The 25,304-nt window shown below is 63.4% G+C and carries 27 protein-coding genes and 1 tRNA gene; 10 read left to right on the top strand and 18 right to left on the bottom strand.

Annotated features, from left to right (window positions below; genetic code table 11):
- Positions 1-248 precede the first annotated feature (248 nt).
- Positions 249-1,781 (top strand): alpha/beta fold hydrolase, encoded by a 1,533-nt coding sequence (locus ACWEO2_RS25010; RefSeq protein ID WP_452407523.1) that lies wholly within the window; start codon positions 249-251, stop codon positions 1,779-1,781.
- A gap of 124 nt (positions 1,782-1,905) precedes the next feature.
- Here the strand turns inward: ACWEO2_RS25010 and ACWEO2_RS25015 are convergent, their stop codons facing one another.
- The 6 genes from ACWEO2_RS25015 to ACWEO2_RS25040 form a co-directional block, all read right to left on the bottom strand.
- Positions 1,906-3,696, bottom strand: coding sequence for an ABC transporter ATP-binding protein (locus ACWEO2_RS25015; protein WP_452407524.1), 1,791 nt, complete (start codon positions 3,694-3,696; stop codon positions 1,906-1,908).
- A gap of 2 nt (positions 3,697-3,698) precedes the next feature.
- Positions 3,699-4,124, bottom strand: coding sequence for a lasso peptide biosynthesis B2 protein (locus tag ACWEO2_RS25020; RefSeq protein WP_452407579.1), 426 nt, complete (start codon positions 4,122-4,124; stop codon positions 3,699-3,701).
- 8 nt (positions 4,125-4,132) lie between these two features.
- Positions 4,133-4,390: a lasso peptide biosynthesis PqqD family chaperone gene (locus tag ACWEO2_RS25025; RefSeq protein WP_452407525.1), complete on the bottom strand. Its 258-nt coding sequence runs from the start codon at positions 4,388-4,390 to the stop codon at positions 4,133-4,135.
- A gap of 31 nt (positions 4,391-4,421) precedes the next feature.
- Positions 4,422-6,245: an asparagine synthase-related protein gene (locus ACWEO2_RS25030; RefSeq protein ID WP_452407526.1), complete on the bottom strand. Its 1,824-nt coding sequence runs from the start codon at positions 6,243-6,245 to the stop codon at positions 4,422-4,424.
- Between the two features lie 41 nt (positions 6,246-6,286).
- Entirely contained in the window at positions 6,287-6,418 is a 132-nt protein-coding gene (locus tag ACWEO2_RS25035; RefSeq protein WP_355179768.1) for a keywimysin-related RiPP, read from the bottom strand.
- A 646-nt stretch (positions 6,419-7,064) separates the two neighbouring features.
- Complete coding sequence (locus ACWEO2_RS25040) at positions 7,065-7,352, bottom strand: IPT/TIG domain-containing protein (RefSeq protein WP_452407527.1); 288 nt, start codon at positions 7,350-7,352, stop codon at positions 7,065-7,067.
- Between the two features lie 9 nt (positions 7,353-7,361).
- Here ACWEO2_RS25040 and ACWEO2_RS25045 point away from each other — a divergent pair, with 9 nt between their 5' ends.
- Positions 7,362-7,685 (top strand): VapC toxin family PIN domain ribonuclease, encoded by a 324-nt coding sequence (locus ACWEO2_RS25045; protein WP_452407528.1) that lies wholly within the window; start codon positions 7,362-7,364, stop codon positions 7,683-7,685.
- A 121-nt stretch (positions 7,686-7,806) separates the two neighbouring features.
- Here the strand turns inward: ACWEO2_RS25045 and ACWEO2_RS25050 are convergent, their stop codons facing one another.
- Positions 7,807-8,370, bottom strand: a complete 564-nt coding sequence (locus ACWEO2_RS25050; protein ID WP_452407529.1) for a hypothetical protein — start codon at positions 8,368-8,370, stop codon at positions 7,807-7,809.
- A gap of 654 nt (positions 8,371-9,024) precedes the next feature.
- Here ACWEO2_RS25050 and ACWEO2_RS25055 point away from each other — a divergent pair.
- A complete protein-coding gene (locus ACWEO2_RS25055; RefSeq protein WP_452407530.1) occupies positions 9,025-9,558 on the top strand; it encodes a hypothetical protein in 534 nt (177 codons plus the stop codon).
- A 381-nt stretch (positions 9,559-9,939) separates the two neighbouring features.
- Here ACWEO2_RS25055 and ACWEO2_RS25060 read toward each other — a convergent pair whose 3' ends face one another.
- The 7 genes from ACWEO2_RS25060 to ACWEO2_RS25090 form a co-directional block, all read right to left on the bottom strand.
- Positions 9,940-10,299 (bottom strand): MmyB family transcriptional regulator, encoded by a 360-nt coding sequence (locus tag ACWEO2_RS25060; protein ID WP_452407580.1) that lies wholly within the window; start codon positions 10,297-10,299, stop codon positions 9,940-9,942.
- On the bottom strand, positions 10,248-10,523 hold the full coding sequence (locus ACWEO2_RS25065; RefSeq protein WP_452407531.1) for an MmyB family transcriptional regulator: 276 nt from the start codon (positions 10,521-10,523) through the stop codon (positions 10,248-10,250). Before ACWEO2_RS25065 ends, ACWEO2_RS25060 begins: the two co-directional genes overlap by 52 nt.
- 78 nt (positions 10,524-10,601) lie before the next feature.
- Positions 10,602-11,009 (bottom strand): hypothetical protein, encoded by a 408-nt coding sequence (locus ACWEO2_RS25070; RefSeq protein ID WP_452407532.1) that lies wholly within the window; start codon positions 11,007-11,009, stop codon positions 10,602-10,604.
- Positions 11,006-11,563 carry a hypothetical protein gene (locus ACWEO2_RS25075; protein ID WP_452407533.1) on the bottom strand — a complete coding sequence of 186 codons (558 nt, stop codon included), beginning with the start codon at positions 11,561-11,563 and terminating at the stop codon, positions 11,006-11,008. Before ACWEO2_RS25075 ends, ACWEO2_RS25070 begins: the two co-directional genes overlap by 4 nt.
- A gap of 66 nt (positions 11,564-11,629) precedes the next feature.
- Complete coding sequence (locus ACWEO2_RS25080; RefSeq protein WP_452407534.1) at positions 11,630-13,141, bottom strand: hypothetical protein; 1,512 nt, start codon at positions 13,139-13,141, stop codon at positions 11,630-11,632.
- Between the two features lie 557 nt (positions 13,142-13,698).
- A complete protein-coding gene (locus ACWEO2_RS25085; RefSeq protein ID WP_452407535.1) occupies positions 13,699-14,052 on the bottom strand; it encodes a hypothetical protein in 354 nt (117 codons plus the stop codon).
- 369 nt (positions 14,053-14,421) lie between these two features.
- Positions 14,422-15,108: an IS110 family transposase gene (locus tag ACWEO2_RS25090; RefSeq protein WP_452407581.1), complete on the bottom strand. Its 687-nt coding sequence runs from the start codon at positions 15,106-15,108 to the stop codon at positions 14,422-14,424.
- Here ACWEO2_RS25090 and ACWEO2_RS25095 point away from each other — a divergent pair.
- Together ACWEO2_RS25095 and ACWEO2_RS25100 are read left to right on the top strand one after the other, a co-directional pair.
- Positions 15,031-15,261, top strand: coding sequence for a helix-turn-helix domain-containing protein (locus tag ACWEO2_RS25095; protein ID WP_452407582.1), 231 nt, complete (start codon positions 15,031-15,033; stop codon positions 15,259-15,261). The two genes, ACWEO2_RS25090 and ACWEO2_RS25095, sit on opposite strands and share 78 nt — an antisense overlap.
- 209 nt (positions 15,262-15,470) lie before the next feature.
- Positions 15,471-15,809, top strand: a complete 339-nt coding sequence (locus ACWEO2_RS25100; protein WP_452407583.1) for a transposase — start codon at positions 15,471-15,473, stop codon at positions 15,807-15,809.
- A 482-nt stretch (positions 15,810-16,291) separates the two neighbouring features.
- Here ACWEO2_RS25100 and ACWEO2_RS25105 read toward each other — a convergent pair.
- From ACWEO2_RS25105 to ACWEO2_RS25115, 3 genes are all read right to left on the bottom strand, one after another.
- Positions 16,292-16,364 (bottom strand) — tRNA-Arg (locus ACWEO2_RS25105).
- Between the two features lie 705 nt (positions 16,365-17,069).
- On the bottom strand, positions 17,070-17,924 hold the full coding sequence (locus ACWEO2_RS25110; RefSeq protein ID WP_452407584.1) for a DUF1542 domain-containing protein: 855 nt from the start codon (positions 17,922-17,924) through the stop codon (positions 17,070-17,072).
- Positions 17,925-18,025: 101 nt separating this feature from the next.
- Positions 18,026-19,168 (bottom strand): acyl-CoA dehydrogenase family protein, encoded by a 1,143-nt coding sequence (locus ACWEO2_RS25115; RefSeq protein WP_452407536.1) that lies wholly within the window; start codon positions 19,166-19,168, stop codon positions 18,026-18,028.
- A gap of 218 nt (positions 19,169-19,386) precedes the next feature.
- Between ACWEO2_RS25115 and ACWEO2_RS25120 the strand changes: the two genes are divergently transcribed.
- The 4 genes from ACWEO2_RS25120 to ACWEO2_RS25135 all read left to right on the top strand — a co-directional run bounded on the left by ACWEO2_RS25120 (position 19,387) and on the right by ACWEO2_RS25135 (position 23,783).
- Complete coding sequence (locus ACWEO2_RS25120) at positions 19,387-20,112, top strand: ParA family protein (RefSeq protein ID WP_452407537.1); 726 nt, start codon at positions 19,387-19,389, stop codon at positions 20,110-20,112.
- Positions 20,112-21,110, top strand: coding sequence for a hypothetical protein (locus ACWEO2_RS25125; protein ID WP_452407538.1), 999 nt, complete (start codon positions 20,112-20,114; stop codon positions 21,108-21,110). The genes ACWEO2_RS25120 and ACWEO2_RS25125 overlap by 1 nt, the downstream gene beginning before the upstream one ends.
- Before the next feature lie 269 nt (positions 21,111-21,379).
- On the top strand, positions 21,380-23,179 hold the full coding sequence (locus tag ACWEO2_RS25130; protein WP_452407539.1) for an NlpC/P60 family protein: 1,800 nt from the start codon (positions 21,380-21,382) through the stop codon (positions 23,177-23,179).
- A 208-nt stretch (positions 23,180-23,387) separates the two neighbouring features.
- Positions 23,388-23,783, top strand: a complete 396-nt coding sequence (locus tag ACWEO2_RS25135; protein WP_452407540.1) for an ArsR/SmtB family transcription factor — start codon at positions 23,388-23,390, stop codon at positions 23,781-23,783.
- Here ACWEO2_RS25135 and ACWEO2_RS25140 read toward each other — a convergent pair.
- Positions 23,765-24,124 carry a hypothetical protein gene (locus ACWEO2_RS25140; RefSeq protein ID WP_452407589.1) on the bottom strand — a complete coding sequence of 120 codons (360 nt, stop codon included), beginning with the start codon at positions 24,122-24,124 and terminating at the stop codon, positions 23,765-23,767. The genes ACWEO2_RS25135 and ACWEO2_RS25140 overlap by 19 nt on opposite strands.
- Here ACWEO2_RS25140 and ACWEO2_RS25145 point away from each other — a divergent pair.
- Positions 24,014-25,084, top strand: a complete 1,071-nt coding sequence (locus ACWEO2_RS25145) for a cation diffusion facilitator family transporter (protein WP_452407585.1) — start codon at positions 24,014-24,016, stop codon at positions 25,082-25,084. The genes ACWEO2_RS25140 and ACWEO2_RS25145 overlap by 111 nt on opposite strands.
- Positions 25,085-25,304 lie beyond the last annotated feature (220 nt).

A 25,304-nucleotide genomic window follows, 5' to 3' on the forward strand; every position in this document is an offset into this window, starting at 1 on the left:
CGGATCGCCCCGGCAAGGATATACAGAAGCAAAGCTTCATCTGAATTCGTTACCGCAGTTGACATTTGGCTGAATCTCTAATAGATATCAGCGGCGCCGCTCGGCGATTGGGCTGCTCTCACCAGTCGATTGCGACTCGGGAACAGCTTCTTTCACCGATCCCGTGGGGCCCGGGTTCGTTGATCTACGCACAGGAGGCTCCATTGGTTTCGCGACTGCGGCGTGACGGTTCTCGTCGAATCAGCGCTGTGGTACTCGCACTTGTCTGCAGTGCCGCCGCGCTCGGCACGCCCGCCGCGGCCACCGACGGTGTCGACGCCTATCTCGATGGTCTCGCCGAGGCCGCGCCGACACCGGAACTGCACTGGTCCGAGTGCCAGGACGGCTTTCAGTGCACCGCCGCGCGAGTGCCGCTGGACTACCACCAGCTCGATGGCGACCACATCGACCTTGCGGTGATCAAGCTGCCGGCCGCTGATCCGAGCCGTCGCATCGGTACCCTGTTCGTCAATTTCGGCGGCCCCGGCCCATCCGGCGTCGACCGGCTCCGGGAGCGGGCCCGCTGGCCGTGGTTGTTCTCCGATGAGCTGCGGTTGCGCTTCGACCTCGTGGCCTGGGATTCGCGGTCGGTGGCGCGCAGCTCGGCGACCCGCTGCTTCCCGAACACGGACGAACAACTCGCCTTCCTCGGCGCCAGCCCGGAAATGCCCACCGATGTCAGCGGCGAGGCCGAGTACTTCGCGTACGCCGAGGAATTCGCCGACCGCTGCGAACGCAACGCCGGGCCGATCCTGAATCACGCGGCCACCGCCAATACCGCGCGCGATCTGGAATTGCTGCGCCGCGCGGTCGGCGATCCGCAACTCACCTACCACGGAATTTCCTACGGCACCCAACTCGGCGCGAGCTATGCGAACATGTTCCCCAGCCGAGTGCGGGCGATGGTGTTCGACGGGTCGCTGGACTTCGAGGGCAACGTCAACGGCCATGACGGACAGGGCACGACAGTCCCACTGGACACCAGACAGAATGTGGCCGCCGGTATCGCGGACACCTTCGACGAATTCCTCCGCCAGTGCGCGGTAGCCGGTCCACGCTGCGCATTCGGTGCGGGCGATCCGCGACTGAAATGGACGGTGCTCACCCAGCGGGCGCGGCTGGCGCCCATCAAGGTGGCGGGTCAGACCTGGACCTATTCGGCGATCATCGGTGCGGCCAGCGCGCTTTCGCAGCCGTCGACCTACCCGGACCTCGCCACCCTGTTGCAGTCGCTGTTCGATTCGGGCACCAGCCTTCCGGCTCTCGCTGGCCTGCAGGCGATTGCTGAGGCCTCGTATCTGGGCAATCGCACCGAGGCGTATTACACGATCCAATGCAGTGACAGTGCCGTGCCCACCGATCCCGCCGTCTATAGCCGCGCGGCCATCGCAGAGGACCTGCGGATACCACACTTCGGACGAGTCGGCGTTTTCGACACCACCGTCTGCGCCTTCTGGCATGGCCACGACGCCGACCGGTACACCGGCCCGTGGAATCGCTCGACCTCGGCCCCAATTCTGGTCCTCAACAGCAGATTCGATCCGGCCACACCGCTGTCCGGCGCGGTCACGGGCGCCGCCGAACTTGCCAGCGCCCAGGTGGTCGTGATCGAGGGTGCGGGCCACAGCAGCATGTACGTAGCGAGCACCTGCGCCGAACAGGTCAAGCGGGAGTACCTGACGTCCGGGCAACTGCCCCCGGCCGGTACCAGCTGCGGCATCGACAAAGCCCCGTTCGACTGACCGCATGGTCGGTGATCGTCCTCGTCATCGGTATCGGCGGGCCGCGACCCGGACACCGAGCACTCCCAGGAACGGCGCCTCGATCTGCGTCACGCCGGCGATGCGCTCCTACACGTCGGGCGATTCACAAAGTTGCGCCAACAAGCTGCTGGTAGTCCCCGTTCCGGGCAACCAATTCGTCGTGTGGGCCGCTGTCGACGATCCTCCCGTCCTTGAGGAACATGACGATCTCCGCCTCGCGGATCGTGGACAGGCGATGGGCAATGACCAACAGCGCGCACTCTTTTCGCACTGCCTGGATGGTCACGTTCAATGCCTTCTCGGTCTCGGTGTCCAGCATCGCCGTGGGCTCATCCAGCATCATCAGCACCGGACGTCGTATCAAGGCGCGTGCCAACGCCACCCGTTGTCGCTCGCCGCCCGAGAGCAGAGCGCCGTGCTCACCGACTGAAGTGTCGAGGCCACGAGGCAGTCGTGCGACAAGATCTGCCAGACCGGCGAGCTGTATTGCGCGCTGCAGGTCGTCATCAGCGAGGCCCGGCTCCCGGTATGTCAAATTGTCTCGAAGACTGCCGAACAACAGGGGCGCATTCTGTTCCAGCAAGCTGATCTCCGAGCGCCATGCCCGGCGCGGTCGATCGACGTAAGACCGACCTCCCAATAGAATGTCACCGTTGTCCGGATTGTAGAATCTGCTCACCAATGAGAACACCGTAGATTTTCCCGCACCCGAATGTCCGACCAAGGCCACATGTCCGCGTGCGGGGACCGAAAAAGTCACACCGTTGAGAATTGTCCGCTCATCGTACGAGAAATGCACGTCCCGGAACTCCAGTGCGAGATGCCCATTTTCCGCCGGCTTTTCGATCGTTGCGCTCGTCGATCTACCATCTGGTTTGATATCGCTCTGCTGGATGTCGTCGACGTCCTCGGCAGGCAATTCGAGTGTCGACTCTATCCGGCTGAGCGCACCCAGGGCTTTCTGCAGCCCGACGGAGCCATTGAAGAGATCGCCGACCGGAATCAGCAAATTCATCGCGAGGAGCATCATCGACACCAGGCTGCTCAACTCCATCTGGTGATTCGCCACCCGAACGCCACCGACCAGCAGGGAAACAACGAACGAACCGGTCACCGCCAGGTGCATTGCCGGATTTCCCAATGCTTTCAATCTGGCGGCGCGCACGCCGGCGGAGAACGCTGCACCGGCCACCTCGATCAAGCGCTCGTGCTCACGGTCCTCGGCATTGTTGACTTTGACCGTACGCACGCCGGTGAGCGCGCGTTCAATATCTGCAGAAAGTGCGCCGACGCTCTCTTGCAATCGAGTCGAGGCTACCTCGATTCTCGTCATAACCAGCAACATCGCACCCGCGGCAGCACCAACGGTAACAATAACGATCGAGAACAGCAGCCAATCGAGGTATATCATCACCGCGACGGTTCCAATGAGCGTGATCGACCCGGTCAATATTTGAACGAGGCTGGCCCCGACGGCGTTCCGAACCACCGTCGAATCGAGTGTCACGCGTGAAATCAAGTCCCCAACCCTGAGCGATTCGAGTGTGGGAATTCTCAACCTCAGCAGATGTCCGGCCAAGCGATTGCGCACAGACAAAAGCACGGACTCACTGGATCGCTCGAGGATGTAGAGTCCGCTGGTGTCGGTTACGGCATACAGGAGATAGGCGCCTATCAACGCGGTAAGGGACCATATGATTGCCGCACCCGAAACCGCATCCCGAATGACCTGTCCGGCCAGCAGTGGTTGCACCAATGACAATCCGGTACCCACGAGAAGAAGTGCCGTTGCTGCCAACAAGGAATTTCGATGTGGTGCGATCAACCTGAGCAGAGCCCCGACTCTGCGCAGCCACGAATCGTGCTGCCGAGCGTCACCGTTGTCAGCTGACATCTTCACCCACTTTTCGCATGCCGGCCGACCACGATCAGTCGGCTGAATGTAGTCATATCTCCCGCCTCACCGACGAGCTTGCCGTCTGCTTCGACCCATGCGTGCGCGGCGAACGGCAGTTCTGTGCGAACGCCGACACACCACGTCGTCCACGCGCCATATCTTCGGCTCAAGAGGGTGGTTGCCACAGACCGCATCAGACACCCGTATCGTCCGGCGGCATCGGGGCTGACTTCCACTACCTGCCGTCTCCATCTTTCGGCATCTTCGAACGAAGCCGGATGACTTCCTCGGTTCAATTGCTTCAAGGACCACTCGATTCGCCGCGGCGGCAACATGACAACGATCCTCGCGGCTCGAACAGCCCACCTCGCGGAAAATCGTTCCCCCCTGCGTCCGTCCGCATCGAATTCGGTCCCGAGGGCCATATGATAACTCACGCGAGCACCAATCCGACATCCCGAAGGTGGTCCAAGAGTTCTTTTACATCACGCCGTACGGTAGCCGCGTCGACATCGAACTGATCGAGCACTGCCGCAATGGGATCGGCGCCGCCATCCATGACAAGCGACGAAAACACCTCCGCCGCTACCGGATTCAGCCGCCAATAGTCGCCTAGCTGCATATCTAGAATCACACCCCCGTACTCGGTTCGTACGAAAGACAAGCCTGGTCTCAGTGTCACGGTATCCATGTTCCTGCTGTTCCCTCATGTTCTTCCTGCGCTATTGATTTTGCGGTTCGACGAAATTTCGCTCCAGGTCTCGCAGCCAGAGCTCGCATGCGATCGTTGTATACATCGTTCCCTCCTCCAATTCGAACGAACTGGGATTCGCGCACAACTGCTTCAGTTTCTTCGAATCGATGAGGCCGATGTCGCCGAGCCGCGACCCTTCCCATAGCGCCACGAGTTCGTCGCGATGCTTTCGCAATCCGATCTCGACATCATGAGAGCCGTCGTCCTTCGTCTGCCGTTGCAAAACCACATCAGGAACGATCCCGCGTACCGATGCTCTGAGCAGGGGTTTGTATGTCCACGCGCTGACCCGGTGCTGAACGGCCACCGACAAGGAAGCGGAGATCACTCTGTCGTCGAAATAGGGTGCCGCCAAAGGTGGTCCACCCGCAGCCAACGACATCCGATTCAAGACCGCCACCGTTCTGGCGCCCTCGATTACGGTCTCGAGTTCAACATGACATCCACGCTCGGGTGCCAGCGGTTCAGTAGCGGATGCCATCCAGAAGATGCCTTCGCTGATTGCCTTTTTAGCGGTTTCTGTCGCCCACACCGGCACGGATGGAGTAATTGCCCAGCCCAGCATCGGTTTACGCTTTTCTGGCACACCCACGACCGGCCTGGAGTTCTTCTTCCACCACGAATGGAAACCGGTCGGCTCAACAGCGTCGTACAACAGGTCTCGCAATCGCCATCCGCCAAGGGCCCCAAAGCCCCGCAACCCCCGCCACGCGGTGAACGGACGATGCCACAGCAGATCGCGATAGCGGGTGGGTAAACCACTGAAGATGTGGTCACCCCCGTGGCCGGTCAGATGCACACTGGGACCGAAAGTCGACGCCAATCTTGCGAGCGCACCGACCCGACTTCTGCCGACGATCAGCGGTGACGGCTCGTTCAACCAGGTCGGCCCATCCTCCAGCCCGGCATATGTAAAAGGTAACTCGGAATCCGGGAGAATCGTGTGTTGCACTTCTGGCAGGTGCTCTGCGGCGCGCAGAGCCCACCCGAGGTCCTCATTCGCAGAATCGCGTCCGCGCGCGGTCAGCAGCTTGATCTTTGCCGGTCCCCTCGCGGCTATGAAGCTTATCGATGTCGAGTCGTAACCGCCGGAAAGCTCGGAAGTAACCGTGCCACCCGCGGCTGTGCGAGCCGATACCGCACCCACAAGCCGGCTCCGGACCTCATGCGCCCCTTCGTCGAGGTCCCGAACCAATGTCGTTTCTGTCCTGTCCCGGACCGACCGGGACGTCCCTCTCGGCGTGATGATCAACCCGGAGCCTGGGGACATCGGCTCAATTCCATCGAGCAACGGACGTTGTGCAAGGTGATGGGGTATCGGCTCGAGCAGATGCGCGGCGAGGGCGCCGACATCGAGCCCTCCGCCGACAAGGTGCTGCAGGGCGTGCACCGTGTCGGCAGCAATGTCGATACCGTCCACTCGAGATCGGTACAGGCTGCGAGACCCGTATATGGAACCATTCACATAGATGTCGCCATTCACATTGACGACAGAGTGAAAGCATCCATCGATCGCGTCGAGAACGACTCGCCATCGGGCTGCCGAATCAATCGACATCGCATACTCGAGAACCGCGTCTTCGTCGATCAGAGCGTGTCCGAGTATCACTACTCGCGCCGCGCGCCCAACCTTGTACAGGATGGGCCGGTCTCGGCAATTTCCAACAATCATCGGCCGTTCCGAAGGGTGTTCGGCCAACACTTTTCCCCACGGGAGAAGACGCCTGGCGATGCTCGCTCCTCCCTCATTATCGGGGAGTACGACGAATCCTGTCCGAGCATCGCCAGTCATCTGTTAACCTCCTGCGATTCGAGCTCGCTTATGCTGCCGAATCAAATCATTCCGCGACGTCCGACCAGCAAGTCGGATTCCGTCGTGAAAACCCCTCCGGTAAGTGTTCGAAAGTCCCCGCACTTGGCAACGACCGGCTTCTCGTACGCCTTCTTTTCCGGGTTCTCTTCCATCTTTCCCTTTCCTTTCTTTACTCGCACTCCGCCTGGGAGGCGCTCTCATCCTGAGCCGGGTCTGCACCGGTTCAGAAGAATCAAATGAAATAGACAAATCTATGTTGTCGAAGCAAATATCGTCGCGGCTGGACGTGTTCGTCGACTAGATGCCGAATCGGCAAATATCGGAGTTAGATCGACTTCTGGCCGATGTGCTTGTTGACACAGGAAATGTCGTGCCGGCTTTGTCATCTCTACTGATCAACCCCCGTACCGAGTCCGAACAAACATTTGGTCGTCGTTCCGGACGTACAGCTGCCACCCAACGCGGTTATTTCGGGCTATTTTGCGAACCATCCCCCGTGCCGCCTGGCGATTGCTCCCCGTCCCCGATCACCATCTTGCGCTGCAGTGTGCAGCTCGTCAAGTAGTCGACCCAGAAAGTCAATCTCGAGTGTGCACAACGGGACTCGGGGTCGGCGCTCGCCTGCTGCAGTAGTAGCGAGGAGTTGGCCGCGCCCGAGAATTGGGAAACTTCGAACGCGCGCAACCGTTGTCACCGAGTGGAATCCGCTGAACCGCGACGCAACTGGGCCGCCGGGAGGCGTTGCCCACCGGCGGCCCAGCCACTCTTCGCTGTCAGGCGTAGGTGCAGGAGATTCCGTTACTGGTTCCGCCCTGCGGTCGTTACGGTGATCAGCACCGTCCCCGCCGCCTCGGCAGGGGATACGGCCGTGATCTGCGAGGCGGAGTCGACGGAGAACGAGATCGCCGGTGTGCCACCGAAACTCACCGCGGTCGCGCCGGTCAGGGCCGTCCCGGTGAGGGTGACGGCGGTTCCGCCGGCCGTCGTGCCCGACGTCGGACTGACCGTGGTCAGGGTGGGAACCGCCGCGTAGGTGAACGCGACACCGTCGACAGTTCCACCCGGAGTGGTGACGGTGACCAGCACCCGGCGGGGGTGACCGCCGTGATCTGCGTGTCGGAGTCGACGGTGAACGATCTCAATCGTCAAGCCGCTTATGCGGTCAATGATTGGTTGTTGGCACAAGAGCACACCGGGCGCATCGAAGTGCCCACGATCTCGGCGGACCTGTTGCAGGTCGCGCGCAAGGTGCAGAACAGATACATGGCCATGCGCCTGGATCTCACCGACGCCACCAATGTGTCATTAGCCGAGCGATACGAAACTGTGGCGGTGCTGACACTCGACCGACGTGCTTTCCGCGCGGTTACCCCGCTCACTGGTCATACTGCGTTCCGCCTGCTGCCCGACGAACTCTAGCCGATCTGTCGAACCCTCTCCGACGTCGCTGCCGAACTGGACGGCGATCTGGCCGACGACGAAGGCGCGGCCGGATTCCGCATCCGGGCATCTCTCCCGATCCGTCGCGCCCACAGGTGCATCAGCTTCTGCGCGTCGCATCCACTACACAGGCATCCACGGCTCGCACCCGCTCGTCTCCCGGCGAGATACTCAGCGGTGACGACGAGGCTTTCGGGAATTGCGAGTTGCTGCGTGCGCCACCGGTGGAGGCGAAGACGACGTGGTCGCGCAGGATCCACACGTCCGAACGCTCTTCCATCTGTCCGGATGCGTCGAGGGTCGTTGCAGCGAAGAACGTGAGACGACCGTCAATGATCACCGTGGCGTTGGTGAGCCGGTAGCCATCCATGGTGAGGCCCGCTTGCACCTGCGCGACAACGTTTTCCGACGCTGGCGCGCATCGCGGATCCGACAGGGACGCGGGCGCAGCGGCCGGTGTGGTCGGCGTCGCGGTAGGGGCAGAGCTGCTCGTTGTACTCGCCGCAGTCGATTCCGACTCTTCGTCACCCAGGCCGAGCGCCTTTGAGATGAGCACGACGAGGACTATCAGTGCGAACACACTGACAGCGCTGGTGATCAGGGCCCGTACCACAGCATTGGCTTGCCCGCGTATGCCGAGGTGTTCGTCTGGTTCGATGGGCATGGGAGTCTCTCTGTGTGATCGACGGATTGGAACCGTGCCGCGAGCACCGAGTACCAGGCACGCGCGGGCATCGTTGACGGCCGAATCTGGCAGCGGCACAACCGAAGCCAGACAGACAAGGGGTCATCGACGGTGTAGATGTTCGGCTCTCGGCCACGCAGACTGCCGCCGAACATGCTCGTGCACACCGGAATCGACCCGGTTGCGCCGCTCTGCACGGCTACGTGGATCCAAAGCCGCAGCAGCGATACCAAGCAACACCAGCACGATGATGACGCCCACGACAGATCCGCCGATCAACAACAACCTTTTCCTATTCCCTGGACAGATGCGCGGCACGAACACCGCCATCGATGATCTGATAGCCCTTGCGGCACAAATACTTTCATGTCACACCTCCACAAACCAGCCCCGCGAGCGCGGTCCTGCCATGCACTCGGGTCACCACGGGTACCTACGTGCTGCGCTACTAGGTGCACCATCAGCAATGCAACAAGCGGATGTTCGGCGAACCCGCAAGAACTACGGCTACTACACCTGTCAGCCGCAACTGGATCGCGTCGCAACCCAGAGGCGTACGTCGACCACCCCCGAGCGGTGTACGTACGCGAAGACGCGCTGCCGGAGTGCGTACAAACCTTCTTCAACGAGCGAGTGTTCGTTCCCGACCGCACCGCGTGCTACGCCACCAAACTGCGCGGCCACGCTCCAGCGACCGCCACGACATCGAGCAGCGGATCGCCGCGATCGAAGACGATCGCCGAGGTCACCCGCCGCCGGAACAACCTTCTAGACGAACGCGAATCCTGCTCCACCTCCAACGGTGGCGAGGTCGCCGACGCCTGGGTCGAGCGGCTACGCCACCGGTTCGCCGAACTCGAACACAAACACCGCACCAAAAATACCGAGCTGGACTCCGCGAACGAGCGAACCACCACGTGCGCCAAGCCGAACCGGCACGCGATAAAACACGACAGGCCGGGCAACAACCGAAAGTTGCCCACGTTTTCGGTGCCCTCGGCAGGACACGCAAAACATGGGCAACTGGGAACCGCCTGGTCATCGTGGGTGCGTATCCAGTTCGAGTATCGCAACTACGCTGAGGATGCTGGCGGCGGAGACATCCAAGCGCGGCCTCAACATCGCCTTCAACCGCTCCGCGTATTCCCTCGAGAGAAGCTGCCGTAAGACTTGTCATCCACGGCGACATACGCATCGGCGACCGTAATGTCAGCCGCCCGCACGAGCCGACGTGGCGGCGTGTACCGTGCTGCTGTTCTGTTACTCAGGCGGTACGGCTCCGGTAGCAGCCTGTGAGTTCGGCGCGCAGTCGCGAATCCCCTTTGGGCACCTTATCGATCCCGCGTTGGGGCTGATCCGCCGACGGGATGGCAGTGTCGCCACCTGCATGGGCGGCGATCCCGGAACACTGGACGCTGGTCGGCGGAGAAGGGGCCCAGTTGCAGTCTGCGGGCACGCCGGTGCGAGTTCTGTTGTGGCGTAGCTGTTGTCGACCGGGTTGTTGGGTCTGCGGGCGGGGCGAGTTCGTCGATGCCCGGCGTGGTCTGCTCAGCTGTTATCGGAACGTGTCGCGTGATCAGTGTGGACTTCGGTTCGATCGCCGGTGTCAGTGGTGGTCCGGTGCTGGGCGGCCCAGCTGGCGAGGAATGATAGCTGTTCGTGTGCGGGGGTGTCGGGGACTGCGCTGTAGGCGATGACGACCAGCCCGTCGCCGGGTAGATGCAGGGCGTCGCCGGTAAGTTCAATGTCACCGACGAGCGAGTTGTGCAGGGTTTTGCTTGTTGTGCGGTGCAGTCGTACGGCGTGTCGGGCCCAGCGGGTGCTGAATTCGTCGCTGCGCGTGGTGAGTTCACCGATCAGGTCGCTGAGGGCCCGGTCGGTGGGGGAGCAGCCGGCCTCGGTGCGCAGAGGGTGCTGACGATGTGGTCGGCCATGGTGTCCCCGTCCGCGAAGAACTCGTGGGAACGCCCGTCCAGGAAGACGAATCGGGGGAGGTTCACCGGAAGTACACCCGGATCGAGGATTCCCTCATAGAGAACGGTGCACAGGGTGTTGGCCGCGACGATGTCCATGCGGGCGTTGCGGACGTAGGCCGGTGTTCCGGTCATTCCGGCCTGGGGATTGGCCGGCACCGGGGACATCCTCACCCTCTCCAGCCGCCCGCTCCGGCGTGATTCGCTCGCCCGAACCGGACATTGCCCCGCGGAGCGTCACCCGGCATGGTCGGGCCGTCTTCGTATCGATGCTCGGACGTCGAGCAGCGCGGCGATCATATCCAGCCAGCGGGCGAACAGGACGTCGCGGCCGAGATCGGGCGTGGATGAACACGCGGCGGTGAGCCAGGAGTGGGCCAGGCGGGCGGGCACCGCCCCCCGCAGCGGCTCGGCCAGTTCGCTGCATGCGATGATCCCCATTGCACGTACACAGTCGGCCAAGTACCTGACGGCATAGGGAATCACCTGCTGGCCCTCCAGTAAATACGACGCGGCGATCGCCGACTCGGTGAACAACGGGTGCAGATTGGCTGCGGGGACCAGCGCTCCTTCCGTTATGGCGGCGACCACGTCAAGGACCCGCAGCGCATCGTCGGACCTGCGTATCGGACTTTCGGTGCTCAACTCGCCTCCGCCTCGAACCGCCGATGACCGGACGCGGATCCCGGAACCGGATCGCGCACCACCGGAGGCGGATCGCGGTGCGTGGCCGGATCGTGCAGATCGCGTTGAAGATCGTGCTGGAGCTGATCTAAGCGATTGCTGAGATCGGTCGTCGCCACCGGCGGATCGTTCTGCACCGGAACCGAATCGGCCGTCACCGGCGGCGGATCGTTGGGCGACAGCATGCGAATGGTGTGGCCACCCTTGATGTCAGCACTCTCGTAGGCTCCTGTTACGCATGCCATCGCCTGCACAAACTCGGCGAACGCTCCTGCGGCAGTCTTGGCCTCTGCCGACCACGCCTCGTGAAATGCCGTCCATGCCTTTCCGACGTCAGGATCACCGAGTTGCGCCTCGGTGACATCCGTGGTCGCCAATGGCAGCATGGTATCGGCGAAGTCATCGAAGATGTGGCCGAGCCGACCGGCCACACCTGGCAGTCGGTCGGGGTCCATCTCGAACCCGTACGCCGACCATCCACCCAGACCGCTGTCATTCTCGGGAGCTCGCACCATCCATCCACCGTGCCGCGTCCGGGCCGGGGCGAACATCCGCTATCACACCGAATTTCTAGCCAGGGATCATTGCGGTACGTCTATTTCCCGAGGGACCGGCTCGTGGCCATTCGTGAGATAGCCGAGTTTTCCTTCTACGAAATCGGTTTCGGGCACCCATTGGGTAAAACCCCACGGATTGTAGATCTCGAGCTGATCGCCATGATGGCCGATGATCATCATCTGGTGACTGTCATGAAAGGCGTTCTTTGCCAGGTGGGCGTCTTCATAAACATGCACGACGACAGGCTTGCCCATGTCGACGGAACCCTCAATCTGCTTCAGGGCCGCACTTCGGGTGGCTGAGGTATCGATATCGCGCTCTGAATAGTGACCGCCCGCAGGGCCACTCAACCATTCGTTCGCCAGTGCGTTGGAATGTCCTCCACCCCAGCCGTGGTCATCCATCGCAAGGTAGGTGTTCTGCAGTCGTGTCTGCACCGCGGCGGGCGTATCAACCCCTTTGGGCGGATTGTTCTGCCAATCCTTGCCGAATCCTGTCGTCAGTCCGAGCATGTAGACCGGGTCGTTCATCGCCCGTGCCACAACGGTCGAGGCCGCAACACAATCGCCGTGATCACCTTGGTCGAAGATCGCCACCCCTTTATAAGTGGCCTCGGCCTTGCTCCCGAACTTCGGATACAGTGGAGGAATCAGATGTTGGACCAACCAATTCGTATCACTGCCGTGCGGATGTATCTCCGCCTCGAATAGCCGTATGACATCGAGTGAGTTCCCGGCGGCCAGGGCCTTCCACAGAATGCCCGCTTCCATCGGGGAGCGGCTCTGCTCGAGCATCCGCTCGAAGGCATCGCGCTGGTCGGCAGGCAATGCGGCATAGCGCTGACCGGCCAAGTCCAGAGCGTTCGGGGTAAGCAAGCCCGGAGTGCTGTAGGCCAACGTGACCGCGCTGAGCGGATCGATTGGTTGCACACCGAAGATCCAACGCACGCCACGGTTTTGGGCCAAGTGCGCACGGGCATTGGCAGCGAATTCGGTGAGGTCCCTCGCCACCGTCGTTGCGGCAGCGTCGTATTGTTGGGCGGCCTGCACCAGGCAATCGCATCCTTGGTGGGCCAGCGTCATGGCCTGTCCCAACGACTTGCCCGACAGGAGGGGGCGGCCGTTGATCACGCGTAGTGCTTGGGTGACCAGTGCACGACCTTGCCCATCAGTCGCCACTGCGGCACCGACGGCGCTACTCCACTTTTGGAGACTGTCCCCGGCGCTTTGGAATGCGCCATGACATGCGGATATATCGGCGGCAATCGCTTTCAGCGCCGTACCAGCGTTCTCTGCGGCCTTGCCCCGCCATGCCGCCGGAAGTTGGATCGTGTGGATGATCTGCATAGTGTCATCGAGCTCCGCCAAACGGGTCGCAATCCCGTGGTAGCCCTCAGCCTGGCGGGCGATTTGACCGGCGTCTCCGGGTGGTGTGGGCAGCTTGAGCGCCCACCGCAGCGCATGTTCCAGCTGTCCCGCGTTGTACGCCGAGTGGACGAAGTGCTGCACGGACTGAGCAGCTTTCGACAGGCTCACGCGCCCACCTCCTCCGAGATAATCCGACCGCAAGCGTGGCCTAACACCCCTTGTTCGATGCCACCAATAAAGGTCGAGCACCTGATCGTACATTGCCGCGATCCCATCGGAACATTGCCAGTCACGGAAAGACCCGACTGAATCGCCGTACCGGGGCGAACATTCGGCCATCGCGGCCGGGTGAGCGTAGATCCCAGTAGCCCTTCGTGCGATCAAAAGGCTCGTTCGCACGGGCGAGCGCACTGACCTGATGACCTGACCTGTGACGTATCAGGATATCCTTACCGTTTCGTGTTCCGGACATCCTTTCCCTGATCCTGGCGTGAGAAATTGTCAAAACCTGTGGTTCGGCAGGATTCAGGCGACCTCCGACTGGGTGGTGTCGGCCGGGCCTGAAGCTTCTCAATCCGAACACTCGTCGGTCCGGAACTTGAGATTGAGCCTGTCGGCACGGGGGCTGTCTCAACACGGCGTCTCGGCGGCGGCGGGACCGCGTGCACTCTTCGCCGCACACGGACACGATCCGAAGGCTGCGAAGTCGCGAATTCCATTGGAATTCAATCGGGTCGGCGCACTGCCCCTTTAGAGTCACCGCCGGGCTCCATGTGGGTCCGCGCTAGCCGCTCGAGTTCCGCGTCGATGTCGTCTCCGCGGCCCAGCGCGACCGACGTGTCCAGCCGGCCTACGGCGGCATACTGGGCGGATTCGTCGGATGTGGAGGCAATCACCTGGTCGTAAATGTGAAGCGCCCGTTCGGGTTCGCCCGCGAGCTGCCACTGCCCGGCGGCCTCCAGTAGTATCTCGGCCCGTTCGCTCGGATGGTCGGCGACCTCACGTTCATAGCGCTCGGCGAGCTTGCGCGCCTTCAGCTGATTCGATACGCGCTCACCATAACCCAGAGCGAACCACACCTGGCGGCTCGTTCTGAGCCGAGGCGTTTAGGCGTTGGACCAGGGGCTTTCATGGGGCCAGACGAGTCCTGCGCGCGGCAGCGGCTTCTTCCGCATGGCTCCGGCCGGACCGACTCCAACGCCGCCTGCATCGTCCGGAATCCGACTCTGTGCATGTCAACGGAACGCGACGCCATGTTGGCCTTGTGCACGACGATGACATCCACCCAACGCCGCGCCGCCGCAAACACCGCGGCCGACCTACTCATCGGCCAACTCTGAACGAGCACACCGACATTCGACGGCCGGATCAGCGACCCAGCCTCGGTCGTGACCGTCGCGCGGATAGGCTCCCGCCTGCGCGAGCTGGAGTGTGATTTGATCGAGAATCTATCGAGTGGCTGCGAGCCACGATGTCGATCCCGTCGGCTGGGTGGTGCCTGAGTCGGGTGCCGGTGGCTGGGGCTCGATGGGCGACCGAGGCAGAGGTGGGGACCAGCAACATGCGGATCGGACTGTGGTCAGGAGCGCATCGCTGCCGTGCTGATCGAGCAGGTCGCTCATCGCCGCAACGTTCTCGGCCAGCTGTGCTTCGTAACGTTTGATATCGGCACGTTTGATATCGGCGACCAGGTCCTTGGCCAACAACTTCTGGACACGGTCGGTGCCACTGATCGGGCGCATACCACGGAGAACAATTGTGGCCTTGGCAGCGGTTAGGTCCGTGGGCACTCCACCGGGCAGCAGCTCGCGCAGCAGCGCATGTAATTGGTTGACCGAGCGAGTTCGTTTCTCGGACAGGGTTTTCCGCCGATCATTGAGTAAAGCGAGGGAGGCGGCGTGTGTTTCTGGGCGTACCGGCCGCGCATCACCGTGCATCGCCGCGACGCTGGCCGCCGCTGCGGCATCGATACGGTCGTTCTTGCGTCGGCCGCCGCGGGAGAGCTGCCGCACTCGCGCCGTCGCAGCAGGTGCTACGTCAACGCGCCTGGGGATTGGATCCGGCGTGCGCGGATGATCACGGCGAGTTGGGACGGTATGTTCACTGCGGAGATTGCGAGCGAACTGGGCTGTCATCGGCAGACAGTGCGAGAACGGTTGCACCGGTTCAATACTTACGGCTTGGATGGTCTGGGCGATCGGCGAGGGGCAGGGCGTAAACCGCGGCTGACAGAAACAGAGCGCAGCCGGATCGTGGCCTTGGTCGCCACCACCCGCCGGGGCGTTTGACCCGGCGATCCGACGGGGCTGGAGGCCGAGCACGTCGGAGCGCCGTCGAGCTGGACCCTGGATTCGCTCACCGCGGCCCTGCGTGCCGAAGGCATTGTCGTAGGCCGTAGTCAGGTGCGCAGAATCCTTGCGGCAGAGGGTGTTCGATGGCGTAGACCGCGGTCGTGGACGGCGAGTAAGGACCCGTACTTCGTCCCAAAAGGACCCACATCGTCGGTCTCCACACGCAGCCACCCGCGGGCGCCACGGTAGTATGCGCCGACGAACTGGGCACGGTCTCACCCCGAACTTTCGGACCCGCACCAGGGTGGTCCGTCGACGGGCACCGGATCAAAGCGCCACTGGAATACTCGCGCGGCCCGGACAAGACCTGGGTCTGCGGATCGATCCGCGTCCGCGACGGCCACGCCGTCACGCTCACCGCGTCCTCCCACAATAGCGTCAAATACCAGCGCTTCCTCGAACTGATCGAACAAACCAATCCGACCGGTGACATCTACATCGTCACCGACAACCTGTCCAGTCACAACAGCAAATCCACCCGCTAATGGCTCGAGGACCATCCGAGGATCAAGCACGCGTTCATCCCCGTCGGGGTGTGCTGGCTCAACCTGCAAGACCATGGTGGCGGATCTTCCGGCGAGAAGCCCTTGCCGGACAAACCTTCGCCGACCACACAGAGATCGACCGAGCCAACCACCAAGCCACTGCTGCCCTAGATGCCCGCGCACGACCATGGATCTGGGGCAGACCAGCCCCGAAACCCCGAACCCTACGCCGCCGCTTTGTGTACCACCTTTGAGGAACGCAGCACTAGTGCAGCAACTCGTTGGTTCTGTTTTGTGTCCGGGGATTCGGTGAAGCGGTTTCGCATTCGAGTTCGGTGTGCCTGGTGATAGCACTGGTACCGATCGATCAGCTCGGTCTTGTGCGAACCCCGGCGGTGCCGCAGCCGAACTCGTTGGTCGAGCAGCAACAGTCAGTGCTCGCAATTGCAACCTGATCGCAACTGTTTCGCTTGTCCAATCGGTGCCCTCGGCAGGATTCGAACCTGCGACACCCGCTTTAGGAGAGCGGTGCTCTATCCCCTGAGCTACGAGGGCTGATCTGGTGGGTGCCGGGGGCGCCTACCGGGACTTCGGGGAGTCTACCGGGTCGGGTGCATAGGGGCCGCATCGATTTGGTGGGGAGCGTGATGGGGGCGTCATTTGGTCGATATCGGATTGGCGTTGACCGAGGTGGAGCGACTGTCTGAGACCATTCTTTGGCTCGGTCTGTTTTTGGCCGGTCTCCGGGCATGCAATGACGCAAGCTGGAGGCTCTGCTCGGGGTGGCGATGGCTCCGCGGGAGCGGTGGCTCGATGTCGCGACGGGTCGCTATAGGTGTGTCGAGCGTTCGACTCCGGAGGTGTCGACCCGAAGGTCGCCGCTGGTGTGGAGCCGACTTCCGCTAGGTGTCGGCCCCTGGCGTGAGGTCGGCTTTTGTCACGCAACACGCGAAAGTTGTTACTGCGCAGCGATTCTCGTTGATGCGGGGCGCCGAATCTGCGGTGACGAGTTTGCCGCCGGGCTGTGGCGCTCGGAATGTTTCGGCCGAAAAGCCTTGCGTAGGAAGGGAAGTGAAAGTCAACTTCAGGGCGGTGACCTTGGTGGTCGACTTGTCCGTTCGTGGAAGATCGAAGGCGGAACCGAATCCGTAGTAGATCAAGGAAAACTAAACGCTCTGTCTCAGACAACAAAGCAGCGGACGAGAGTTGCGTCCGCGGGAGGGCTATTCCGGTAAGACCGGCCTGTGCTCAGCCGGGTGGTCAGAACCCGCCGTCGAACCCGCCCCCGTCGAACCCGCCGCCATCGAATCCACCCCCATCGAACCCGCCGCCACCCGAGTCGTATCCACCTTGATCGCCGGAGTACCCACCTTGATCGCCGGAGTATCCACCTTGATCGCCGGAGTATCCGCCCTGATCACCCGAGTCGTACCCCTGATCCCCGCTGGCCGCATCGAGCCCGTCTTGATATCCCTCGCCATAACCACTTTCGAAGCCCTGCACGTCATACCCCACCCCGGACATTCCGGAGAACAGCGACGAGAACAGCAGCGCCGAACCCAAACCCCATGCGCCGGCGATCAATGCGGGCCGCCACCATGGTTCGGAGTACCAGCCCGCGGGCACCGGCCGCCCCGCGACCCGGCCGCCCGGATAGTAATTCGGTGTCTCCGCCGAGGGGTTGGGTGAGGCGGCGACCTGGCGGCCGTCGTATTCGACGACCCGGTTCTCGGTGACCCGACCTGCGGTGTCCTGGCCGTCCAGTGCTGGAATCACCGGACCGGGATCCATGCCCATCGCGATGCGCGCCGCCCGGATGTAGTACATGCCCTCGGCCGCGGTCTGCTTGGCCAGCCGCGCCTGGGCGGGCGTGCGCGCCTGCTCGATCTGCGATCCGGCCGCGATATGCCGTTCCGAGGCGTCCGCGAGTGCCTGCTTTGCCGCCTCGCTGGTGCCGTTGAGGTTGTACACCTGGCCCGCGAGTCGTTCGATCATCTGCCTGGCGTCGGCGGCCGCGTCGTCGAATTCCCGCACCGCGCGCTGTTTGGTCTGCTGCGTCAGGAAGACGACATAGGCCGCCGCGAGCAGAATGACAACGCCGATCAGTAGCCACAACACCGCTCGCGCCCCTTTCATCCTCAGTTTCAGGTCGCCCCCAGTTTACTGGGGACTTGCTGAGACTCGGCTGAGCTCGGCGGCGGGAAGAGCCGCCGTCTCTATTGTCCGGCGAGCTGGCGTGCGATGACCAGGCGTTGGATCTGATTGGTGCCCTCGAAGATCTGCATGACCTTCGCCTCGCGCATATAGCGCTCCACCGGGAAGTCCTGGGTGTAACCGTAACCGCCGAACACCTGTACCGCGTCGGTGGTGACCTTCATCGCGGCATCGGTGGCTATCAGCTTGGCGACACTGGCCTGGCGCGAATAGGGCAGCCCGGCATCGCGGCGGCGGGCGGCGTCGAGGTAGGTCGCGCGCGCCGAATCCACCGCCGCGGCCATATCGGCGAGCACGAAACCGAGGCCCTGGTGATCGATGATGTGGCGACCGAAGGCCTCTCGTTCCTTGGCATAGGCGACGGCATCGTCGAGGGCGCGCTGGGCGAGACCCGTCGCGACCGCGGCGATGCCGAGCCGGCCCGAGTCCAAGGCACTGAAGGCGATCGAAAGTCCTTGTCCCTCAACGCCTATCAGGTTTTCAGTGGGTAAAAAGGCGTCGTCATAGGCGGCGGTGGTGGTCGGGATGCCGCGCAGGCCCATTTTCGCTTCCGGCTTGCCGAAACTCAGGCCTTCGGTGTCGGCGGGCACCAGGAAGCACGAGATTCCGCGCGAGCCCTCGCCGGTCCTGGCGAAGAGCGTGTAGAAGTCGGCGCGGCCGCCGTTGGTGATCCATGCCTTCGATCCATTGATCCGATACCCGCCCTCGACCGCGGCGGCCCGGCAGCGCAGCGCGGCCGCATCGGATCCGGCGTGCGGCTCGGAAAGGCTGTAAGCGCCGATGGTTTCGCCGGAGAGCATGGTCGCGAGCCAGCGCCGCTTCTGCGCATCGGTGCCGAAGGTGAACAGCGGATGGCAGGACAGGCTGTGCACGCTGACCGCGACGGCGACCGCGGCCCAGCGGCTCGCCAACTCCTCGAGCACCTGCAGGTACACCTCGTAGGGCTGATCACCGCCGCCGAATTCCTCCGGATACGGCAGACTCAGCAGCCCGGCCGCGCCGAGGGCGGGAAAGACGCCGTCGGGGAAGGTCCCGGTCCTCTCGGACCCGACTACACGCGGCTCGAGCACCTTGTCGGCGATATCGCGCGTGAGCTCGATCAGGTCGCGGGCCTCTGGGGTCGGCAGCATCCGGTCAACAGGCATGTCGCCTGTTCTACCCGGTCGATGCCGGGTCGCGACAGGGTGGTCGCCTGTGTCCAATTGGACACGGCATCGCATCGGACTCGACGCCGATAAATGGCGCGTCCGCAATCAGCGGTAATTGCTCTCCGCTGTGCGAAACTGGCCCCGCACAGCTGACAATTTCGAGCGACCTGCAAGCAGTCGCTACGGTTGCACTCCTCACCCTCGGAGGACTGTCCATGAAGAATTCTGTTGCGTCACTGGAGCTACCCGAACCCCTGGTCATAACGCTGGGGAATCTCAAAGGCGGCGTCGGAAAGACCACATCAGCGTTTTTCTTGGCCGCATATTTCGCGCAGATCCATGAATTGCGCGTGCTGGTGATCGATGCCGACCCGCTCAGTCAGACCGGATATTCCTGGTATCGGCGGCTGGTCCGGGGCGGTATCGAGGTGCCATTCGAGTTGATCGCCTTCCCGTCCCGGCACGTCAACGACTGTATTGCCGACAATTCCGGGACGTACGACGTGATCATCGTCGATGCCGGAGGTGAGTCGGCCGAGATATTCAAGGCCGCCATTCCGCAGAGCGATGAGCTGATTCTGTTGACCAGCGTGAGTCCCTCGGAAGTGAAGCGGGTACCGAGTACGTACAAGGCCGCGGAGGAGGCCGCGATGGATAGCGGTCGCGAGATCAGGGTGCGCGTGCTGATGACCAAGGTGCCGGTGACGATGAAGAACGGCGTGAACGTCTCGACCGAATATCGCACGCAGCGCGGAAATCTGGAGGATGCGGGCTACGACGTATTCGAGTCCTATTTGAGCGCGTGGAAATGGTATCGGGAGGCGGCCGACGGCGAGGTCGGCCAGGGTGCCGAGAATCCGATCGTGGACCTGGGGGAGTATCTCCAGGTAGGAGACGAGTTGGTCAGTCCGTATGGGGTCGCGGTGGAGGTGCCTGCCTGATGCCTCCGCAGCGTAGAAAGGGTTCCATCGGATCCGTCGGTAAGGGCTCGATCGGTGGCGCGAATCCGTTGGCGGACAGCGCCGAACACACGCCGCCGGTTTCGCCGCTGCGCGACGCCGAGTGGCGCACGGGTGCGCTGAGTGCCGCATCCCTGGATGTGATCGCCCCGCCCGCGAACGCAACCGCACCGGTCGCGAACGCAACCGCACCGATTCCGGCTGCGACGGTCCCGCTCGCCGACGTGACCGCACGGGTCGCGAACGCAACCGCGCCGATTCCGGCTGCGACGGTCCCGCTCGCCGACGTGACCGCACCGCTCGCCGATGTGCTGACGATGCCGCTGCCCGTGCCGAGCGGGGCCGAGCTGGCGGGTCCGCTCGACGCTCATGAGCAGGCGCAGTTGACGGCCTGCGAATCGTCCATCGATGGTCTGCGCGTTGCCTTCTGGACCGCCGGACGGGCGCTCCAGATCGTGCGGGACGGTCGCCTGTACCGCGATCGGCACGCGACCTTCGACGAGTACGTCGAGCAGCGCTGGGATATGCAACGGTCCTATGCGCACAAGCTGATTCGGGCTTGGCCGCTCGCCGCGAAACTGCATCCGGTCGCACCGGCTATCAATGAGGGACAGGTCCGCGAGTTGCTGCCGGTCGCGGTCCAGCACGGTGAGGATGCCGCGGTCACGGTGTATACGACGATCGCGGGCACCGATGATGTGAAGGTCACCGCGGGCAAGCTCCGGGAGGCCGTCGCATTGCTGCCGGAGCAGTTCGATAAGGCCGAGGTGGTCGCGCTGCTGCAGGCATGGTTGCGCGGGGAGCTGCGGGACCGGTCGAACCAGCGGGCCGTCGATCTGTTCGCGGCCGTGGAATCGCGATTCGCCGCGCTGACGCGACGAGTTGTCAAGGGCTCGAACAATGATCCGGTGGCGGCGCGTGAATTCGCCGCGAAACTACGAACTCTCGCCAGACAGATCGAGGAACAGATCACCGCGTGAGTAACCGATTGCCGAAAATGCCCCGTCGCGAAAGCAGTTGCGCGACGGGGCATTTTCGATTAGTTATGATTTTGTTATCTCGATATCGTGTGTTGCGCCTTGCAATTCGCTAGAACTGTCGAAATATAGACGTTCGGATCCACTGGACTACAGATCACCGTGATGGTTTTCGAATCAATTCGAGGTCTTGGTGAAGTCCTACACGCCGATGCAGTGCGGCGTTGCACGGCCAGCCAGGGCCTTCGATACGAGGATCGGAGGACCGGATCATGGCATCATCTTCGGAGGGTCGATATTCCCGCTTCCTGCGGCGCGCACTCCCATGGGTCGTCGGCGCAGGGGTCATCGCAGGCGCGGCCATTGCCGCGACACTGCTGGGAGGACAGGCCGCGGCACAGCCACTGACGATTCCAGGTATCGGGACATACGAAGTCCCGGACGACTTTTCGATTCCAACCGCGATTCCCGGCGTCGATTTTCCGACGGAGGGGCATGCATCGCCCGATGCAATTCCCGCGGTTGCGGAATCCGCTGTACTTCCCGAATTCGCCTCTGCTGAAGTTCTGGGGAAGGAACTTTCGGCTCCGCTCGCGGTTCCGAGTGCGGAACTGCCTGCACGCCTCGCCATTCGCGGCGCGGAACACGCTGTACCCCTGGTAGTTCGGAATGCGGACCTCCCAGCCCGGTCGGAGTCGCTGGCAGCCGTGCGTTCGGCGCTCCCGGTGATTCCTGCCAGCGGTGATCCCGTCGCTGTCTCGGAACTCGCGCCAGTTGTGGTTTCGGGTAGGGAGCTCTCGGCTCCGCTCTCGGTTCCGAGCGCGGATATCTCCGCGCCCCTGGCGGTTCCGGGCGCAGACCTCATGGTCCAGTCGGTGACTCCGTCGGCCTTGCGTTCGGCGCTTCCCGTGGTTGCTGCGATCGGTGATTCCGTCGCCCCGGTGGAGGCCGCGCCGACCATCGCTTCTGGTAAGGAGCTTTTGGCACCGCTGGTGCGTCCCGGTGTGGGACTCGCTGCGCCGCTGCGTGTTCCGGGGATTGCGCGTTCGGCGCTGCCTTTGGTTGCTGCGGTTGGTAATTCCGCTGCTCCGGTGGAGATCGCTCCTGTCGCGGCCGCCGGTCAGGAACTTTCGGCTCCGCTCGCGGTTCCGGCTGCGGAACTGTCCTCGCCTCTGGTCATCCCCGGCACGGAACTGACGGTTCCCGTTGCGGCGGTCTCGCTCCCATCGGAAGCTCTGGCGGCCGCGCGTTCGGCGCTCCCGGTGATTCCTGCGATCGGCGATTCCGCCGCTCCCGCGGACCTCGCGCCGGTCGCGGTTCCGCCGACGGAACTTTCGATACCGCTCGCGGTTACGGGTGCGGACTTTTCAGCGCCACTCGCGGTGTTCAGCTTCGGGCGTCCGGCTCCGCTCACGGTGCCCGGTGCCGAACGTGCGCCGACAGTTCCGGGGATCGAGGCCGCAGCGCCCATAGTGATTCCGGGGACCGCGACTTCGGCACCGCTGACGCCTCCCGGGGCGGAACGTTCGACGCCCTCGGCGGCTCAGGGCACGGACCGTCCGGTGCCCCTCGGAATTCCGGGTGTGGAGCTGTCGATACCCGCGACTGTTCCGGGGACAGGGATTCCACTGCCCGTCGATGTGATCCGCAATGAACTCGCATTACTCACCGGTGTACTCGGCATCAAGCCGCCTGCTCCGGCGCCCGCGCCCGCGGTGGCGCCGCCGCGCACGCACGGCGCGATCGCGGTCGACGCCGCGCGGACCAAAGTCGGCACCGAGTACAGCATGGGCGCGACGGGTCCGGATGCATTCGACTGTTCCGGACTGGTCCAGTGGTCTTACGGACAGGCCGGGGTGAAGGTGCCGCGCACGAGCTATGAGCAGCTGTCCGCCGGTACTCCGGTTTCCCGGGACGAATTGGAACTCGGTGACGTGGTGTCCTTCTATGGCGGCGATCATTCGGCCCTCTATGCCGGTGACGGCAAGGTCATCCACGCCTCGACCTACGGGGTCGGTGTGACGACGTCGCCGCTGTCCTCGATGCCGTATGCGGGGGCCCGCAGGTACTGACCGCCCGTCGCCGGCGATACGACATGCTTCCGTCTCATTTACGCCATTGTCGGCAGGTCGACTGGCATAAATGTGCCGCACCGACTAAGACAATGAGCTGTTCGAAATGGGGCGGACCGGTCTGTCGGCGGCCGAGCAGGGGGTGTCGCCGCCGGACCGGTCCGAAGGGACGGTTTCGCTACGCGGCCCACCGTTCTATTATCTGCGTATGAATGCAGATAGCGAGCTAATTCGGCCGCCGCTCGCGGAGGACCAGGTCGGGCTGGTTGTCGAGGTCTTCCGGATGCTGTCGGACTCGACCCGCGTGCAGGTGCTCTGGGCGCTGGTGGACCGGGAACTGTCGGTCAATGATCTGGCCGGTCGTATCGGCAAACCCGGCCCTTCGGTATCGCAGCATCTGTCGAAGCTGCGGATGGCTCGCTTGGTCCGGACCCGCCGCGCCGGTACCACGATCTTCTACAGCCTGGAGAACGAACACGTCCGCCAGTTGGTCGTCGACGCGGTGTACAACGCCGAACACGCCGGGCCCGGCGTGCCCGCGCATCACCGCGGCGATGGTGTGGTGCGCGAACTGCCGTCCCGTGATCAGGCGGTGGCGGAATGAGTCACGAGCGCAATCCCGAACGGTGGCGGGGTATTTCGCACGCACACGGTGACGAAGTCCAGAATGCCGAGGCGCACAGCCATGTGGCGAATGCTGGGAACGGCCATGGTGCCCGAGACGGCCGTGCGGTCGACCGCGACCATGGACCGGATCACAGCCACGGACCAGGGGATGGTCACGAATCCGAGTTCGGTCATCGGCTGGGCAACGGGCCGGATCACGACCACGGAGTGGGACACCGGCATCGACATGGACACGGTCACCATCACGCGCACGAACCGGAGCACGACCACGGGCATCGACACGGACACGGTCACCATCATGCGCACGGTGCGGATCACGACCACGACCATCCGGGTGGTCTGCGGGGAGCTCTGCGCGAGATCTTCGTGCCGCACAGCCACGATGCCGCGGACAGTGTCGATGATGCGTTGGAGGCCAGTGCGGTCGGCATTCGTGCGGTGAAGATCAGTCTGGGGGTGCTCGGGGTTACCGCGCTGCTCCAGGTGCTGATCGTGATGGTGTCCGGGTCGGTCGCGTTGGCGGCGGACACAATTCACAACTTTTCCGATGCGCTGACCGCGGTGCCTTTGTGGATCGCATTCGCGCTCGGTCGCCGGGCCGCGACTCGGCGCTACACCTATGGATTCGGGCGGGCCGAGGATCTGGCCGGGTTGTTCGTGGTCGGCATGATCACGCTGTCCGCGATCATCGCCGGATACGAGGCGGTGCGCAGGCTGATCGATCCGGTGCCGATCCAGCATGTGAGCTGGGTTGCGGCGGCGGGGCTGATCGGGTTCGTCGGCAATGAGACCGTCGCGCTCTATCGGATCAGGGTCGGGCGGCGCATCGGTTCGGCGGCACTGGTCGCGGACGGATTGCACGCGCGGACCGACGGATTCACCTCACTGGCGGTGCTGATCGGCGCGGGCGGTGTCGCGCTCGGCTTCCCATTGGCCGACCCCATTGTCGGACTGCTGATCACCGTCGCGATCCTGGCCGTGCTGCGGACGGCGGCACGAGATGTGTTCCGCCGCTTGATGGATGGTGTCGAACCCACGCTGGTGCACACCGCCGAGCAGGCATTGGCCGCCGAACCCGGCGTGCTGGGGGTGCGCAGCCTGCGGATGCGCTGGATCGGGCACCGCCTGCACGCCGATGTCGAACTGGATATCGCCCCGACCATCACCCTGGCTGATGCCCACCGCCTGGCCCACGGCGCCGAGCACACCCTCACCCACGCCATTCCCAAACTGGACACCGCTCTCGTGCACGCCTATCCGGCCCACGTCGCGGTCTGAACCGGAGTCATCCGGGCGCCTCGAAAGACCATGTGACGTGTCGCGCCAGGTCGCCGCCGAGCTGCGCCGTGCTCGCGCTCAGACCGCTCGACATTGCCGATGGGATCGGCTGCTGGACTCGGCTGCGTTGCGGCGCAGCGCCGGGTCGCCGCTGAGCTGTGACAACTGAGGGCACCTGCCCGCTCATGTGATTCGCGGTCGCCCCGTCCGTCCGACCTAC

The organism is Nocardia sp. NPDC004278 (assembly GCF_053602975.1).

What these genes read in the sequence shown, in the direction of transcription:
- ACWEO2_RS25130 (WP_452407539.1), top strand. Translation starts at nt 21,380, where the DNA reads ATGGCATCATCTTCGGAGGGTCGATATTCCCGCTTCCTGCGGCGCGCA.
- ACWEO2_RS25035 (WP_355179768.1), bottom strand. Translation starts at nt 6,418, where the DNA reads ATGGAAGAGAACCCGGAAAAGAAGGCGTACGAGAAGCCGGTCGTTGCC.
- ACWEO2_RS25050 (WP_452407529.1), bottom strand. Translation starts at nt 8,370, where the DNA reads ATGCCCATCGAACCAGACGAACACCTCGGCATACGCGGGCAAGCCAAT.
- ACWEO2_RS25115 (WP_452407536.1), bottom strand. Translation starts at nt 19,168, where the DNA reads ATGCCTGTTGACCGGATGCTGCCGACCCCAGAGGCCCGCGACCTGATC.
- ACWEO2_RS25135 (WP_452407540.1), top strand. Translation starts at nt 23,388, where the DNA reads ATGAATGCAGATAGCGAGCTAATTCGGCCGCCGCTCGCGGAGGACCAG.
- ACWEO2_RS25025 (WP_452407525.1), bottom strand. Translation starts at nt 4,390, where the DNA reads ATGGATACCGTGACACTGAGACCAGGCTTGTCTTTCGTACGAACCGAG.
- ACWEO2_RS25120 (WP_452407537.1), top strand. Translation starts at nt 19,387, where the DNA reads ATGAAGAATTCTGTTGCGTCACTGGAGCTACCCGAACCCCTGGTCATA.
- ACWEO2_RS25030 (WP_452407526.1), bottom strand. Translation starts at nt 6,245, where the DNA reads ATGACTGGCGATGCTCGGACAGGATTCGTCGTACTCCCCGATAATGAG.
- ACWEO2_RS25090 (WP_452407581.1), bottom strand. Translation starts at nt 15,108, where the DNA reads ATGACAGCCCAGTTCGCTCGCAATCTCCGCAGTGAACATACCGTCCCA.
- ACWEO2_RS25015 (WP_452407524.1), bottom strand. Translation starts at nt 3,696, where the DNA reads ATGTCAGCTGACAACGGTGACGCTCGGCAGCACGATTCGTGGCTGCGC.
- ACWEO2_RS25125 (WP_452407538.1), top strand. Translation starts at nt 20,112, where the DNA reads ATGCCTCCGCAGCGTAGAAAGGGTTCCATCGGATCCGTCGGTAAGGGC.
- ACWEO2_RS25075 (WP_452407533.1), bottom strand. Translation starts at nt 11,563, where the DNA reads ATGGTGCGAGCTCCCGAGAATGACAGCGGTCTGGGTGGATGGTCGGCG.
- ACWEO2_RS25020 (WP_452407579.1), bottom strand. Translation starts at nt 4,124, where the DNA reads ATGGCCCTCGGGACCGAATTCGATGCGGACGGACGCAGGGGGGAACGA.